The 16,055-nt window shown below is 39.9% G+C and carries 9 protein-coding genes; all 9 read left to right on the forward strand.

Annotation, left to right across the window (positions count from 1 at the left end):
• Positions 1 to 16 precede the first annotated feature (16 nt).
• The 9 genes from BacF7301_RS06905 (at position 17) to BacF7301_RS06945 (ending at position 16,052) form a co-directional block, all read left to right on the forward strand.
• Positions 17 to 1,120: a fimbrillin family protein gene (locus BacF7301_RS06905; RefSeq protein ID WP_167961451.1), complete on the forward strand. Its 1,104-nt coding sequence runs from the start codon at positions 17 to 19 to the stop codon at positions 1,118 to 1,120.
• 19 nt (positions 1,121 to 1,139) lie between these two features.
• Positions 1,140 to 2,204 carry a fimbrillin family protein gene (locus BacF7301_RS06910; RefSeq protein ID WP_167961453.1) on the forward strand — a complete coding sequence of 355 codons (1,065 nt, stop codon included), beginning with the start codon at positions 1,140 to 1,142 and terminating at the stop codon, positions 2,202 to 2,204.
• Between the two features lie 4 nt (positions 2,205 to 2,208).
• Positions 2,209 to 2,775, forward strand: coding sequence for a DUF3575 domain-containing protein (locus BacF7301_RS06915; RefSeq protein WP_167961455.1), 567 nt, complete (start codon positions 2,209 to 2,211; stop codon positions 2,773 to 2,775).
• A 50-nt stretch (positions 2,776 to 2,825) separates the two neighbouring features.
• Positions 2,826 to 5,126, forward strand: coding sequence for an OmpA family protein (locus BacF7301_RS06920; protein WP_245208397.1), 2,301 nt, complete (start codon positions 2,826 to 2,828; stop codon positions 5,124 to 5,126).
• A 22-nt stretch (positions 5,127 to 5,148) separates the two neighbouring features.
• Positions 5,149 to 8,178: a hypothetical protein gene (locus BacF7301_RS06925; RefSeq protein WP_245208399.1), complete on the forward strand. Its 3,030-nt coding sequence runs from the start codon at positions 5,149 to 5,151 to the stop codon at positions 8,176 to 8,178.
• Between the two features lie 480 nt (positions 8,179 to 8,658).
• Complete coding sequence (locus BacF7301_RS06930) at positions 8,659 to 10,266, forward strand: fimbrillin family protein (protein WP_167961461.1); 1,608 nt, start codon at positions 8,659 to 8,661, stop codon at positions 10,264 to 10,266.
• A gap of 43 nt (positions 10,267 to 10,309) precedes the next feature.
• Positions 10,310 to 11,794, forward strand: a complete 1,485-nt coding sequence (locus tag BacF7301_RS06935) for a fimbrillin family protein (protein WP_167961463.1) — start codon at positions 10,310 to 10,312, stop codon at positions 11,792 to 11,794.
• Positions 11,795 to 11,908: 114 nt separating this feature from the next.
• The gene (locus tag BacF7301_RS06940) at positions 11,909 to 14,632 is read left to right on the forward strand and encodes a carboxypeptidase-like regulatory domain-containing protein (protein ID WP_167961465.1); all 2,724 of its coding nucleotides are present in this window, start codon (positions 11,909 to 11,911) and stop codon (positions 14,630 to 14,632) included.
• Between the two features lie 37 nt (positions 14,633 to 14,669).
• The gene (locus BacF7301_RS06945) at positions 14,670 to 16,052 is read left to right on the forward strand and encodes a DUF5689 domain-containing protein (RefSeq protein ID WP_167961467.1); all 1,383 of its coding nucleotides are present in this window, start codon (positions 14,670 to 14,672) and stop codon (positions 16,050 to 16,052) included.
• Positions 16,053 to 16,055: the final 3 nt, after the last annotated feature.

Raw genomic sequence — 16,055 nt, forward strand, 5'->3', positions numbered from 1 at the left:
GTAATAAAGTAAAATTATGAAAAAGAATTTATTGTTTATAATGGCAGTATCTGCTATGTTTGCAGGTTGCTCCAATGGTGAAGATTTTGATGGAAAAGAAGGAGGTAATGTAACTCCTGTGACTCCGGTTGAGAAGAGTGATGTAGAAGTGGTTTTTGGAACTGCTACTACGGCTAAGGTCGTGCAGTCTCAAACTAGGGCTGCTCTAGGTGATAGCTGGAATAATGAACAGATTGCAATTTGGGGAGTGGATCGTGCAGCCGGTGCGGCATGGAATACTGCTGCTGCACATTTGTTTGGACAAACTAGTCCTGTAACGGCTACAGTAGCAGCTGGTGGTAATGTGACCTTTAATGATGGTCCGTATTATTATCCGATGAGTTCAAATATTAGTTATAGTTTTTATTCTTGTTATCCGTCTCCGGCTAACAATCAAGTTTCTTCAAATCCTACTTCAATAGCTTGTTCATATGTAATTACAGGAAAAGAAGATGTTATGTGGGGGAAGGCTGAAGGGAAGGATACACTTTATTTGGGTAATACCTACTCTGGTTTTAATGCAATGTATTTCCGCAAGGTGGAAAATGCTCCGGTTCCGAATTTGCAGTTCAAGCATTGTCTGACTAGATTAAACTTTAAAGCATTGACTGGAACGGGATTTGGAGAGACTACTCCAGTTGCTATTAAGAATATAAAAGTGTTAAATGTGCCAACAGGAGTTAGACTGGCAGTTGCAGGAGATGGAGCAGGAGTACTGACTGCTACGGGACTTACTGGTGATATGTCTTTGTATAATGGAGATACTGCTATGGGAAATGAATTGATAATACCGGAGACAAGTACAGATAAAAAAGATGCAACATCATTAGGAACTGTATTGGTTATGCCGTCAGAAACCGGAACTTATAACCTTTCTGTAACTTTGGTAGGTGTTGATGGAGAAGGTAAGGCTATAACACAAGATATAACAGGTCCGGTAACAATTACTAGTAAAGACGGTTTCAAGGCTGGAACTCAATATAATGTGATTCTGACTGCGTATGGATTACAAATCGTGAAAGTAGAGGCTACGATGGGAACTTGGGGTGTTGGAGATGACATAACTCAGGAAATAAACTAAACATTTAGAAAATGTGTTTATGAAAAAATGGATATTAGGTGTATCATTTCTTATGGTGATGCTGGCATCGTGTAGCAAAGACAATGATGAAGGTACACCTCAATCTAGTACTTTAACGGGCGAAGGGGCTGAATTAAAATTCAGCTCCAACGTTCTCTCTTCTATAGTTGTTGAAGTTGAGGCAACGAGAGCAACGACGCGAGGTCCTTTGGTCTCTTTTGAGAATAATTCTCGTATCGGAGTTTTTGGTATACCGGGTATTGACGGTGGAACAGGTGAATCATGTAATTTGCGAGACTGTAAAAATGAATCGGATTTCCAAAAATATTTGTTCAATGGTCAATATACCTATGTGTCCGGTTATGATGAATTACAATCAGAATACCAGGCTACTTATCCGTCGCGGGCAAATCCTGCATTGTATTTGTATGGTTACTATCCATATACGGAGAAAGCTGAGTATCGGGAGATTGCAGGATCAACTCAATGGGCGGTTCCCTGGCAATTGGATATAGATAATATGGCAAATACAATTGATTATCTTTACACGGGTGAGCAGTTTGTCAAGTACTCGGAATGGGGATTAACCCCTGTGACTTTGGCGTTTCAGCATGCGTTGGGTAGAATTGACTTTAGGTTTTTCACAACCAACATGGCTGTACTCAATGCTAATTATAGTGTTCAGTCGGTTAGTGTGACCTGTATCTCAGGGAAGAAAGGTTGGATGGCAATAACTAATGGTGATCTGTCTTTTACAACGGAAACGTTTACATCTACTTATAAAGTAACAGATGGTTCAATAGCCTGGAATACGCCAGGAGAACCCGCTGCCCGTTTTATGTTTTCTCCTACTGGTACTTTGATTAAAAAAGTTACATGCGTGATGAAGAGTGGTGCGGGAGTTACTAAGGAGTATGAGATTTTCGACAGTGAGTATTCTGGTTATACAATCCCTGTAAGAAAGGGTGAGATTACAAATATGAAAATCAGATTTTTACCGAAAGATGCGTCTATATCATCTTCTGTTAATGTAAATTCATGGGAAAGTAGTGCCACTATAGATAAAGATATAAAGTTACAATAACAACATGACACGAATCGTAAAATATCTATTCTCCTTTGTTTTTCTGCTTCTTGCAGGAGCACAGAGTTTGTGTGCCCAGCAAGTGGCAGTAAAAACCAATGGCTTGTCACTTTTGGCAGGAGTGCCCAATTTAGGATGTGAACTGGTAGTCGGTGAACGTTCCAGTGTTGATTTAAGTGTCTATGGGGGATATAAACCTTATGGAACAGACATCAAAATTATTGGAGTGCAGCCGGAATATCGCTATTGGTTCAATGGTCGTCCTATGGTGCGCGAATATATCGGTATATCAGCTCTGGGGGCAAGTTATGACATTCATTGGGGGAAACATATTTACGAAGGGGATGCAGTAGGAATCGGCATAACGATGGGGTATTCGATGGCATTAGGAAAACGTTTTAATCTTGAATTCTCAGCAGGTTTCGGAGCTATTCATTTCTGGCATCAACAATACTTTGAGAATGATAACTTTGAGGATTATGCAATCAATAATCCGGGGAAGACGAATGCGCATGGATATAAACTGTTTCCGGCAAAACTAGCGGTTTCTATTTCTTATATTATTAGGTAGAAAGTAAGATTGTGGATATGAAAGTAAGTTTGATAAGAATAAACAGAGCTATGAGAATAGCTTTTCTTTTGACCTGTTATTTGGCTGCTTGCATTCAGATGAATGCGCAGGCACCCAAGTTGGTAATGGGTCGTATATTGGACAAAGAAGCATCAGAGAAGAAAAGAAAACCAGTCCCGTTTGATATCTCTTCTATTGGTGATATAAAGATTTACTACTTCAATACCGTTCAGGAAGGAAAAGATATGGAAGCCGCTTTGAATCAGGACAATATCAGCCTTACCCTTTCTGCCATGTATGAAGTGCCCGACGCTACGGGAGCTTATCAGATTACTTTGCCGGAAACCGGATCGTTGGTTATCAAAGTAAGTACGGCGCCTGCCGTGTTTGAAGCGGTCAATGGCCGGCGCGAGATTACTACATATGTAGATATGGGACACATGATTAGTCAGGTAACGGTAGTAGGACAGCGTACAGAGGTCACGTCTATGCCCGAAACACCTGATCAGTACGGTGATATGATTATCCTGAACGGGGCGAAAGTTGCCGTACCGCAGATGATTGGCAAAGATAACGCCCGGATGATTGTTCAGCCATACGTAATCAATAACAGCAAAGGAAAGAAAGTGGAAATGTATCGGTTGCCACGCGTGTATGATGGCGTTCAGTATGCACTGACACAAGAAAGAAGGATGGGATATGACATACAACATGATTCACTGTTTAATTTTATAGTTGAGAATGAGCCGCTTTCTGCAGAGAAGGCATCCTATATGTGGAACGACACAATCAAGCTTTCCAATGCACAAGACAATTTTCAGGTATTAGCCCACATGCAGATGGAGGACTATACACGTCCCTATTACGAACGTCTGTTGGAACTTTCTACACGTAGTCCGAGGCGTCCGTTGCGTTTTCTGGAATATTCGCTTGACCAATATGAACTGGATCCTAAAAAATATGAAGAGAAACCGAAGGTAGAACGCCGGACTGGTGTAGAAGATATTTCTCTAAGTTTCTTGTTGGGAAAAGCGGAATTGGATCCTGAAGATCCTAACAATGAAATACAACTGGATAAATTGAAAGCGAAGCTGCTGGAAGTGGTGAATGGGGAAAGTTCTACTTTGAAAGAACTCCATCTATATAGTGTATCATCTCCTGAAGGTTCTTATGCGTCTAATATGGCTTTATCCCAACGTCGTCTGGCATATGCCCGTTCGTTGGTTTATTCGGTTATTCCTGCTCGTACTATGCAGCGGCTATACACTTATACACCGAATGACTCACGAGTAGCTACCTGGTTGGAAGTTGCAGATTTATTGGAAAAGGACACGCTGCCCGATGAAGCTGCCGCTATCCGTGAGATTGTCGAAAAATATCCGAAGAGCCAGGACTTGCAGTTTCGGCAAGTGGCGGCACTACCTTATTATAATACGATTATTAAGGCACATCTTCCTAAGTTGCGTTCAATGAAATGTGAATATACAGCCGAGATTTATCGTGCGCTGACAAAAGAAGAAATATTGAATCGTTATCAGAATGATTCTGATTATCGTTCGGGAAAGAAGAATTTCGCCTTATATGAATATTGGCACTTGTTTAACATGGTGAAAGACCCCAAAGAGTTGGAGGAACTTTACCGTCGTGCATACAACTATTCTAAAGAACTGACTAACGGAAAACCGTGGGTGTTGGCTGCGAACAATCTGGCAGTATCTTATTTGAAACGTGATACGGTCGATACGGAAGTCCTAAGACCACTGGTCGACTTTTCTGTGAGAGGCTGCAACGTAGAACGTACTTTTGACGGACGAGTGATAGGTGTAGATAATGTGGAAGAAATAGTAGCCAATCAATTAGCTATGTATCTTAAAAAGGGAGACTTCTCCGAAGCCAGCCGTTTGGCTCAGTTATTGCCTGATAGTGAAAAGAACAAAAAGATAAAAGCATTTGCTTTCTGCTTGGGCGGATATTATAAGGTAACCAGCGGATTGAATGATGCGGAAATAGCCCGGCGTCTCGAAACATTCGAACTGGTCAGAAACAGTTCGCCTATCAATAATGTAGTGATGTGTCTGGCGATGAAAACACATGCATGGAATGAAAAGGCGGAGAAAGCATTGGAAGATTTACCTGCGGACGATCCGAAAACACTCTATCTGAAAGCAGTCCTTTATTGCCGGAAAGGTGATTTTTTTGCCATGCAGGCAGAAGAGGCACTGACGAATTGTTTCAAAAAAGACAGCAGCTATATCTCGATAGCCGAATGGGACGGGGATATTAGTGAAGACTGTTTCAAATATGCCAAAATGGGTTATGAAGACGAAATGGCTACAGGAGGAAATGAGTAGCTTAATTTGATAAATAATGGTGATGAAAAGATATATATTGACGTATGTTTGTTGTGGAATGCTTGCCGGAGGTGTAATGGCCCAGCAACAGGATTCCATTGCAAAAATGCGAGATGCCGCTGCTGCTCAGGACTCCGCTATGCAACGAAGAAGTCAGGCTGATACAGCCTACCGTGTGAAATACAATGCTTTGAGCTATTCGATGCAGAAACGTTATCAGCCTCAAGGCCGGGAGTTTGTTAATAAGAAATTCCTGGATAACTTCTTTGTCAGTTTCTGGGGAGGATATAATCGTATTATTCCTCAAGGAGGGATGAATCTTTCCGGTGGGCCGGAAATCGGATTGTCCGTATCGAAATTCTTTTCTCCTAAAAATGGGGTACGGCTGCTTGGAAGCTGGCAGTCCGCCAATCGGCAGAGTGATAATGAAAAATGGACTAACTATACGTTTGGTGTAGATCATATATTCAATCTGAGTACTGCTCTTGGCGGCTATAATCCTTATCGTATGCTAGAACTCTCTACGGTAGAGGGACTTGGAGTCCATCTCGCTTCATTGGCGGGAGAGAAGCAGAAGGCAATTGATTTTCATCTGGGACTGCAAATGAAAATATCTACCGGAACCCGTCTGGATGTGTTTATGGAACCGGGAATTTCTTTTTATACAGATGGAATTGATATTTCCGGAAACAATAACTCGCATGGCTATGATATTGGTTTCAACGCCCGGGTGGGTATGAATTATCGCTTAGGAACTTTTACCCCGCGTGGAAGTACGGAAGCCGGGGATGAAAACTTTCTGGATAATACATTTATCAGTGCGGGAATGGGCTTGCAGGCACAGAATTCCTCATTGGCTAGAGAGCAAGGACTGTTAGGCTCTACAGGTCCTATCTTTAGTGTGGCGGCAGGTAAGTGGTTTCTTGATTTATTTGGTTTTCGTTTATCTGCATTCGGGTCGTATGATGTGTGGAAAGCAAATCAAAAGTTGGGAATCGACAGAATGACCATGTATGCAGGTGGACGTGCTGAAGTAATGCTTAATCCTTTCGCCTTTTTCAAGAAAGATGTGCGTTCGATGAAATGGGGAATTGTCCCGATGTTTGGTGTTGAACTTGGAATGATGAAGAAGCAGGATGAACGCGAACTTGTATCCAAATCGTACACCGGAATGACCGGCGGAATTCAATTCAAGTACTATCCGACGGAGAATCTCGCTTTCTTTGTAGAACCTCGCATGTCATTTGTACCTTATACATTTACGGAGAAAACAATTTCCGGAAAGGTGAATGAGTATTCTTTCATGGATAAATTGATGAATGTTAGTGTAGGTGTCGAATTACGTCGTCCTACTCGTCCGCAGTGGCAACAATTGGCAAAGTTGAGAGGTGATTTTACGCCTTATTACTATACTTCTTATGCTGTCGGCATGACAATGCCGCAACAATTGAACCGACCGACTTCACGACGTCCGGGATTTATAATCGGAGCTGCGGTAGGACGTCAACTTAGTTCGCTATCGGGAGTTCGCTTAGGACTTGATTTTAATAATGCGGCTACCCGTTCATCAGATAATAAAATAGACCGTTATACTTTTATGAGTCTTTCGTTGGATTATATGTTTGATATATCCAATTGGGTGATAGGCTACGACCCTGAGCGTAAATTTGGTACGGAAGTGTTTGGGGGACCAGTTGTGACCCGTTGTTTTGATCCGGGAAAAACTTATGTGGGTCTAGAAGGTGGTGTACGGCCTTATTGGAGATTGGGTGGACAGTTTGATGTTTTTGCCGAGCCTAAATTACGGGTTTATACGAAACGCTATATGAATACCCCAGGGGGGAAGGGAACTCCTTTGCAACTTTCTTTTGCTTTAGGAACCTCTTATCGGTTCAATCCTTCCTATCGTAAGAGTTTGACAGAGAGCGGCTTCGGGGATGGCACAATCTGGGGAAATACATTTATTAGTGGAGGAGTCGGCTTCCAGTCTTTGGTCGGCTCAAGTCGTTCTATGGATGCTTTAGCCTCGGCAGGTCCGACAATGAGTATATCAGTCGGTAAGTGGCTGTTGCCTTTCTGGGGACTGCGTTTCTCTGGTTTTGCCGGAATCAGCAGCTGGAGACAGGCTACGAGTGAATATGGAACCCTTTCCGACAAGCGTACGATGCAAGGTGGAATACGGGTGGAGAGTATGTTTGATATTCTTTCTTTCTGGAAGTATGATAAAGAGCGGCGATGGGGGATTGTCCCGATGCTTGGTTTGGAATTGGGAAAAGTCCGGAGACAGAGCGAGAAGATTAGAGTTAGTGCGGCGGGAGCTGCATATGCAGGTATAACAGCCGGCTTACAATGCAAATATTACGTATCTGATGCTATGGCGTTGTTTATCGAACCTCGCTTCTCTCGTGTACCTTATTCTTATAGAGACATACATGTGGAAGATAATTATATCGGTCCGCGTACATCGGTAGCGGATAATGTAATGAGCGTTCAGATAGGACTGGAATTCCGTCGTGCCGGGGGCAGAACATTAAAGGAGCTGGCAGCTCTTAGAAAAGAATTCGAACCTTATTATTTTGCTTCATGGAATGTAGGTGCCAATATGCCTGTTCATCGTGTGAAGTATGATTCAGGTGCGGGGCTTGGAGTTTTGATAGGTGTATCGGGTGGACGTCAGTTCTTTCCATGTTCCGGAGCGCGGGTCGGTTTGGATTATACAGCCTTGCCGGGTAGGAATGGTGCAGATGCTCGTAAATTGATAAGTGTATCGGCCGATTACCTCTTTGACATCACTCATTTCATGGGTGGTTATAATCCTGAACGCAAATTTGGAGTAGAGATTTTGGCAGGTCCGGTTTTGGCTTTTGGCTCAGAGCCTAATAAGACAACCTTTGGTTTGGAAGGCGGCTTGCATTTTTATTATAAACTGGTTAAAGGGTTCGGAGTATTTGCAGAACCCCGTATACGTATGTACACTAAGAACATTTTGGCAGGCGGTGATCTTACTCCTGTGCATGCTGCATTTTCGGTGGGGACTTCTTATCGGTTCTAAATAGCAATATATTAAAGCTTTGCATTGATTTGCGAAGGTTTTCAAATATTGCATTGTAGAAATAGTTTTTATATGGAAATAATTGGATAGTTTCCTTCCATTTAGTAATCAAGAATAACAGTTGGTTATTGATACTTATCTTTTTTTTGTCTTTCAAAAGAATATGAGTATCAATAACCAACTGTCTTTTTGTTTAGTATTAGCGAATATTAGTATGATATATAACTATATATTTCATAAATTTAACATCAGCTTGACTTTTAGTGTTCGCAACTCTCTATTAAATCTTTTTGGGATTCGATTGCTTTTCTAAATATTTGTATTTATATTTGTTATTCTAAACGAACAAAAGTGAACTAAAGTGTTTAGAGGGGGAAAGTGTGAATTGTATATTATTATTCTTGTATTGTTCTTGTAATGGGAATGTAATCTACTCTTCTTTATTTTGCCCGCTCTAATAGATGACTTAAATTGAGACAGATGGGAAAAAGACATGTGTTGTATGCCATAGTGTTACTATTGGCTTTAGGTTCTTGCAATAGGGAAGCGCAGCAAGAAACAGGGAGTGGGAAACAGCAGTTTGTACGTTTCACCTCGGTGGTTGAAGGTACGTACACAAGAGCGGCCGGAGCTTCATGGACTCCAAGTGACGCTATAGGTGTTTATATGAAAAAAAATGGTTCTGAGCTTAGTGCTGGTTCCATTGTTGGTGAAGGTGATAACGTGGAATACTTCACAGAGAATGGTGATGGTAATTTCTTGCCTGTATCAACCTATCTTTCTTTTCCGGATGATGGTACTAAAGTTGATTTTATAGGATATTATCCTTATCAAGAAACAATCAATAATTTTATTTATCCCGTTGATGTCACGGAGCAAAAGAATCAAGAGGATATTGATTTGTTATATGCTGATAATTTGGTGGGACGTGAACAGGCGTCTGTGGTAGGAAACCTGCAATTCAGGCATATACTTTCGCGAATAGTACTTACTTTGCAAGTAACTGATGGGACATCGTTAGATGGTCTTGTTGTCTCTATCCTTAATGTTAAGACTAGTGCAAAATTTAATTTAGTTGACGGAACTTTAACCACGGAAGAGCAATCTGCGGGAAATGTGAACATGCGTGTTCGGAAAACGAATACTGGAGCAATAGCGGAGGCGATATTAATACCGCAATCACTGGATACCGGCATGAAAATATCATTGACTTTAGGTGAAAAGAAAAGCACAGTAACGCTTGATAATGTAAAATCAATTATTGGAGGAAACTCTTATACAACTACTTGCAATGTAAAAGGAGGTGGAACTGTAACTGACCCGGAGGCTACAAAATATGCTAAATGGAGAGAAACACCGGTTATTACAAAAGAACAGTTAGCTAATAACCGCCTTATATATGCTACTTTTTATATGCCTGATGAGAATAAAATGTATGAGCCTGATTCTAATAATAGTATAATATTGAGAAATTATAGTATGTTGTATGATAAGGATCTGAAGTTTGCTTATTGGGTAGCATATCCCCTATTTCCCAAGTGTACAGGAAACTCAGGAAGAACTGATGCTTGGAACTATGCTCCTAGCACAATAATTCCTTATGCGGATCAAGCTAATTTGAGTAGCGGATTTGGAAGTGGATATGATCGTGGGCATCAAATACCTAGTGGAGATAGGACATGTAATAAACCGACCAACGAGACAACTTTTTACTATGCTAATATGACTCCTCAGACGGGAACAAAAATGAATCAGTCCATTTGGAGACTATTAGAAGACAAAGTACGTGGTTGGAGAAGTGGGACGGATACTGTTTTTGTCGTTACTGGTGCAATGCCACCTCAAAATAATATAAAGTACTTGAAAGGAATGGCTATTCCGGAGTATTATTTTAAAGCTCTCGCTAGAAAAATTAATAATAAGTTTCATACTATTGCTTTCAAATTAAATAATGAGGACTTTTCTTATACAGATTATATGAAGAATGCTATTTCAGTTAGCGAGTTGGAAAAGTTGACAGGATTTACTTTTTTTCCAAGCATAGATGTGGAAACAAAGCAAGCGCTAGAACTTAATTTGTGGCAATAAATCAGTCTTTTTAATATATGTTTAACTAATCACTAAACGAATTATGAAATTAGGGAAATTCTTATCAATGGGCGTGTTGTCAGTCTTTGCTTTGGGTGCATGTACTCCGAATGCAGATGATAACAGTGAATGGAACGATGGTTCTCAACCTGTCGTTTTTAAGTCACAAATTCAAGGTGTCAAAACAAGAGCAGTAAATAATGCTTGGAGTGAAGATGGTAGTGACCAAGTTGGTGTTTTTGTAAAGCAGAATGGAGCATTTGGTGATGCCGTGAATAAACATTATTATGTTAGTGCTGAAGGAAATCTTTCCACTGCTTCTGCAGATGATGCTATTTATTATCCAGATAATGGTGATAAAGTAGACTTTGTTGCTTATTATCCTTATGCAACTACTTTGGCAGGTAATGCTTATACTGTTGATGTGACAGAACAGTCATCTCAGCCAGCGATTGATTTGCTTTATTCTATCAATGCAACGAATAAAGATAAAAGTGTAACTGCACCTGTGCAATTAACTTTTAAACATCAGTTGGCGAAGATTGTATTGAATATAACAAAAGATGCCACTATTCCGACATTGGAAGGTTTGAAAGTTGCTGTTACTGGAACAAAAACGAAAGGCTCATTTGCTTTATTAAATGGTGTTTTAACTCCTGACGATAATTCTGTACAGAATATTGCAGCGAAAGTAAGTAATGCTGGTACTTTGGCAGAAACAATTATTTTACCTGTAAATGGTTTGTCTGGTGCTGCGATAACATTTACTATAGGGGATAAAACAAAATCTTGGAATATTCCGGAAGGCCAGAATTATGTAGCCGGCTCTCAATATACTTATCCGGTTGTTATTAAAGAAACAGGAGGACAGATTTCTGTTTCATTTGGTGATGCAACTATTGATGATTGGACTCCTGTAACAGGTGGCAATATTGATATTGATTTTGGTAATGGTGGTGGAGTTGATCCGACTCCTGGTGGTGAAGAAAAATTGATTTTTACTGAAACATTTGGAGCTGTAATGGGATCTAAACCTTCAGGTGGCTGGCCTTATGTTTCAAAATTTACAGCCTGGAGTAATCCTTGGACATTTACAGATAAAACAAGTACGATGAGTATTCGTTCTATTGATTATAAGACAGAAAGTAATCCGAATCCGACAGATAAAGTTAATAATTTATGGGTACCTGCCGCCAAAAATTCAACTTTAGAGATTTCTAGTATTAATACTGAGGGATATACTAAAATGAAATTCGGTTTTGAATTGGCTGCTGATTCATACAATTTTACGGCAGGGACGAAGATTTCAGAACAAGAATTAAATGTATTAAGGTTCACTTGGAATGGACAGGATATTTCTATACCTAGCAAGATTGTTACTTCTGCAAATTCTAATGTGTTTTTCCCATTTGAAATTGCTACAGATTTAGTTGGAACGGCCAATAGTGTATTAGAAATTTCTACTACTGATGCAGATAATAAAGCTGGTCTGCGTGTTGCCAATATTAAGATATTTGGTACTAAATAATATCAATAGAAGATAAATAGAGGAGGAGAGAAGGATAAAAAATAAGTCTCTCCTCCTTATTTCTCTAAGAAACGGAACGCACTAGCGTAAAGAACTAACGAATAACTGATAAATATGAAACAAAAACTAATGCTTTTTATAGCACTGCTTTTACCCTGCTTTCTGTTTGCGCAGCAAATACAGACAAGTATTAAAGGTCGTGTTATAGGTTCAGTCTCGAAAGAACCGGTAGCTGGCGTAATTGTGGAGCTAAACGGAGAAAATAAGCAGACTCGGACTGATTCAAAAGGCTTTTTCAATTTCGAAAATGTTTCGCAGGGGAAAGATGTGCTGATGTTTAATTCAGTGAACATAACGCCTCAGAGAATATTAATAGAAATAGAAAAAGGCGTTATTAATGATGTAGGCAATATCGAGGTGATAGAACTTCAGACGAATGAGGATTTATCATTGGTAGGTGTTATCGACGAAGTAATGGTAGACGATGATGTCGACAATTCTTCACAAGATGTAAGTTCTACAGTGATTTTGTCTAATGATGTATATCTAAACCGCGCAGCTTATCAGTTATCCCCCGTTCGTTTTCGTGTCAGAGGATACGATAGCTATTACCAACAAAAATATATTAATGGTGTCAGTTTCAACGACCAATTACGAGGCGTGTTCAATTATGCTTCCATTGGCGCACTGAACGATATGACACGTAATGGAGATGTAGTCAACTATAACCGTCCTTCTACTTTTACTTATGGTTCTATAGGAGGTGCTGAGAACATAAATATGCGTGCTGGTAGTTATGCTCCCGGAACTAAGGCTACATTGACTTATACAAACCGCATTTATTATCTTCGTGGCATGGTGACATATGCCACAGGTTTACGACCGGATGGATGGGCATTTACCGCTTCATTAGGAGGACGTTATTCTCATGAAGGAAATGTAGACGGCACATTCTACCGGAATTTTTCTTATGCTTTATCAGCGGAGAAGCAGTGGAAAGGTGGAAAACATAGCTTGTCTTTAGTGACGTTCGGGTCACCGGTTGCACGAGGACAACAGAGTGCGTCTTATAAAGAAGTATATGAATTAACTGGAAATTATCTTTATAATCCGAATTGGGGATACCAAAACGGAAAGAAAAGAAACGCCAAAGTGGTAAAGGCATTCGATCCTACTGTCATAGCCTCTCATATTTGGAATATAAGCGATGATGTGACGCTGACAACTGGTTTAGGCTTTCATTATGGACGTTACGGTAATACAGCGCTAAATTGGTATAATGGAGGTGATCCTCGCCCGGATTATTATCGTCAGTTGCCATCGTTTACAGAACAGATAAAAACAGAACTTTTGTGGAGAAGAAATGATACAAGTTATACCCAAATAAATTGGGATGAATTATATCGTCAGAATTATGGTAAGGATAATGCAAACTATATGGTAGAGGAACGCAGAAGCGATTTGTATGAAACGACCTTGAATTCGACCTTGAATGCCCGCCTTTCCAGCCGGATGAATTTGATAGCAGGCATTGGACTGCGTTCGACAACTTCAAGCCAGTTTAAAACCGTTGACGATCTTCTTGGCTCCAAGTATATTGAAGATATTGATAAATATGCACTGAAGGGGGAATCTGTAGGAAGTTTTGAGGAAAAACAGAGTGATTTGAACCGTCCTGGAAGAAAAGTTTATGAAGGAGGAGTCTTCGGATATAATTTTAACTTAAATATATATTCTGCAAATGCATGGTTGCTAAACCAATACCGTTCTCATAAATTTGATTTTTATTATGGATTTAAATTAACATATACTGACTTCCAGCGTGATGGCAAAATGAGAAATGGGCACTATCCTACAAATTCATATGGCAAGGGTGCTTCTCATACATTCACGGACATGGCGCTGAAAGGCGGATTGACTTACAAAATAAATGGTCGTCATTTTATAACAGCTAATGTGAGTTATGGAACTGAGGCTCCGCTTCCAAATGATGCTTACATTTCGCCTCGTGTTTCTGATAGGACAATTGATGGTTTGGAGAGCGGTCGTGTTTTATCAGTTGACGTGAATTATATTTTTTCAATGCCTTCATTGACTGGACGTATTGGGTTGTATCAGACAAATTTCTATGATCAGATGGAACGTTACAGTTATTATTATGATGGTAATGAGGCGAATACGACTAGTATGCATACGTTTGTCAATCATGTATTAAAAGGTGTCAATCGTGTCCATCGTGGCATTGAGATGGGAGCTACTTATAAGTTGGATAATCATTGGAGTTTTGATTTGGCCGGAACGGTTTCTCAATCTTATTATAATAATAATCCGATGGGATTAATTAGTCCGGAAAATGGAATGTTCTCAGATGTAGAGGAGAAGGTGTATATGAAGAATGTGTATGTAGGTGGAACTCCTCAGGTGGCGGGAACATTTGGCGTACGTTATTTTATTAATTATTGGTTCTTGGGAGCGAATATTAATGGATTTGGACGTAGCTATATTGAAGCTGCCCCGATGCGGCGAATGGCTTCTAACTACGCTACGATAGATCCTACAGATCCGAAGCAATTGTACGCATATGAGACATTAACCACACAAGAAAGATTAGCTGCTAATTATACGGTTGATTTGTCTGTGGGAAAAATATACTACTTGCGTAATAGGAATTCTATAAACTTTAACTTAGCTGTTTACAATGTGTTTAATAAGAAACATATTGCTACTGGAGGTTATGAGCAAGGGCGTACAGATATTAGTTATCCGGATCGCTATACATCGAAGTATTATTATATGCAAGGAATAAACTGTTTCTTGAATGTTAGTTATCGTTTTTAGTTAATGAAGTAATAAACTAGATAAAATAAATTCATATATGAAAATTCTACAGAAAGTATTTTATATGTTGATTGCGGTTTTAGCTTTGGCTTCTTGTGACCGCGATTATGATGCTCCTCCTTTGAATGAGCCAAAGTATGACGGGCCGAAAGCTAATATTACGATTGCTTCATTGAAGCAGCAGTTCGCGGCTGCAACTCAAGATTTGCCGTCTATTATTACTACAGACCTGATATTGAAAGCTTATGTTTCTGCTAATGATGAATCCGGCAATATTTATAAACAGATTTATTTGCAGGATGCGACAGGCGCTATTCCTATTCTTGCTGACTTTAACGGTGTTTTTGGTTTATATAGAGTAGGGCAGGAAGTGTATGTCAACTTAAAAGGCTTATGTATTTCGGTTTATGGGGATGAACAGCAAATCGGTATTCCTACAGGTTATCTTTACCGATTGCTGAAAACAGATTTTCAGGAGCATGTGCTGTTGAATGGTTGGCCGGACAAATCAAAAGTGGAACCTAAAGTAATAACAAATATTAGTTTGGCCAATGAAAATGTAGCCGAAATGACTTTTAGACTTGTTCGTTTGGAAGGGGTCTACTTTGTAAATGGTGGAAAAGATATTTTTGCTCCAAGTACAGGGTATGGAACTCAAACATTGAAAGATTCATATGGTAATTCTGTTGATGTGCGTACAAGCAACTATGCTGATTTTGCATCAGAAACTCTGCCTATTGGTAAAGGTACAGTGATTGCTATTTTAGGTCGGTTCAGAGGTGCTTGGCAGGTGACTATACCTACAGGAAACGATTACTTTGATTTTGATGAAATTGTCCCGGGGGAAGGTACTGATCCTGATCCCGAACCGGGTGGCGAAACTGTCTTGTTTAAAGAAACATTTGGAACTCCTGCCAAGGTTTCCGGCAATTGGCCTTTCCTTAAGGATTATACTGGTTTTGATAATGCGGCGTCAATGTTTGAAGATGCATCAGGAAAGGTTTCTGTACGTAATGTGAATAATCTTGGCAATCTCTGGTACCCTACAGGATCGGATATAAATGTTACTGTAAAAGGAATTAACGCGAAGGGTGCTCAGACTGCTACTTTAACTTATAAGGTTGGTTCTAATGTAGTGCTTTTTGAGGGGGAGACAGGACCTAAAGTGATGAATTTGAATGCATTGAAAGTTAGATGTAATGGTGTAGATTTAGCGGTGCCGAGCAAAGAAGTTTCTAGTGCAAATAATGAAGGTAATTTACCATTTGAGATGACTATTGAAAATGTTGCAGTTTCGGATAATACGGTTTTAGAATTCTATACAACTTCGGCTGTCAATACTTATGGGCTACGATTATTTGAAATTAAATTGGCTACGACCTCCGGCGGCAGTGGCAGTGGTGAAATAGTACCTGATTAATAA

Source organism: Bacteroides faecium, assembly GCF_012113595.1.
Classification (GTDB): domain Bacteria; phylum Bacteroidota; class Bacteroidia; order Bacteroidales; family Bacteroidaceae; genus Bacteroides; species Bacteroides faecium.

Bases quoted from the DNA above. Each gene is read 5' to 3' on its own strand.
- BacF7301_RS06905 (WP_167961451.1), top strand. From the start codon at position 17: ATGAAAAAGAATTTATTGTTTATAATGGCAGTATCTGCTATGTTTGCA.
- BacF7301_RS06910 (WP_167961453.1), top strand. From the start codon at position 1,140: ATGAAAAAATGGATATTAGGTGTATCATTTCTTATGGTGATGCTGGCA.
- BacF7301_RS06915 (WP_167961455.1), top strand. From the start codon at position 2,209: ATGACACGAATCGTAAAATATCTATTCTCCTTTGTTTTTCTGCTTCTT.
- BacF7301_RS06920 (WP_245208397.1), top strand. From the start codon at position 2,826: ATGAGAATAGCTTTTCTTTTGACCTGTTATTTGGCTGCTTGCATTCAG.
- BacF7301_RS06925 (WP_245208399.1), top strand. From the start codon at position 5,149: ATGAAAAGATATATATTGACGTATGTTTGTTGTGGAATGCTTGCCGGA.
- BacF7301_RS06930 (WP_167961461.1), top strand. From the start codon at position 8,659: ATGGGAAAAAGACATGTGTTGTATGCCATAGTGTTACTATTGGCTTTA.
- BacF7301_RS06935 (WP_167961463.1), top strand. From the start codon at position 10,310: ATGAAATTAGGGAAATTCTTATCAATGGGCGTGTTGTCAGTCTTTGCT.
- BacF7301_RS06940 (WP_167961465.1), top strand. From the start codon at position 11,909: ATGAAACAAAAACTAATGCTTTTTATAGCACTGCTTTTACCCTGCTTT.
- BacF7301_RS06945 (WP_167961467.1), top strand. From the start codon at position 14,670: ATGAAAATTCTACAGAAAGTATTTTATATGTTGATTGCGGTTTTAGCT.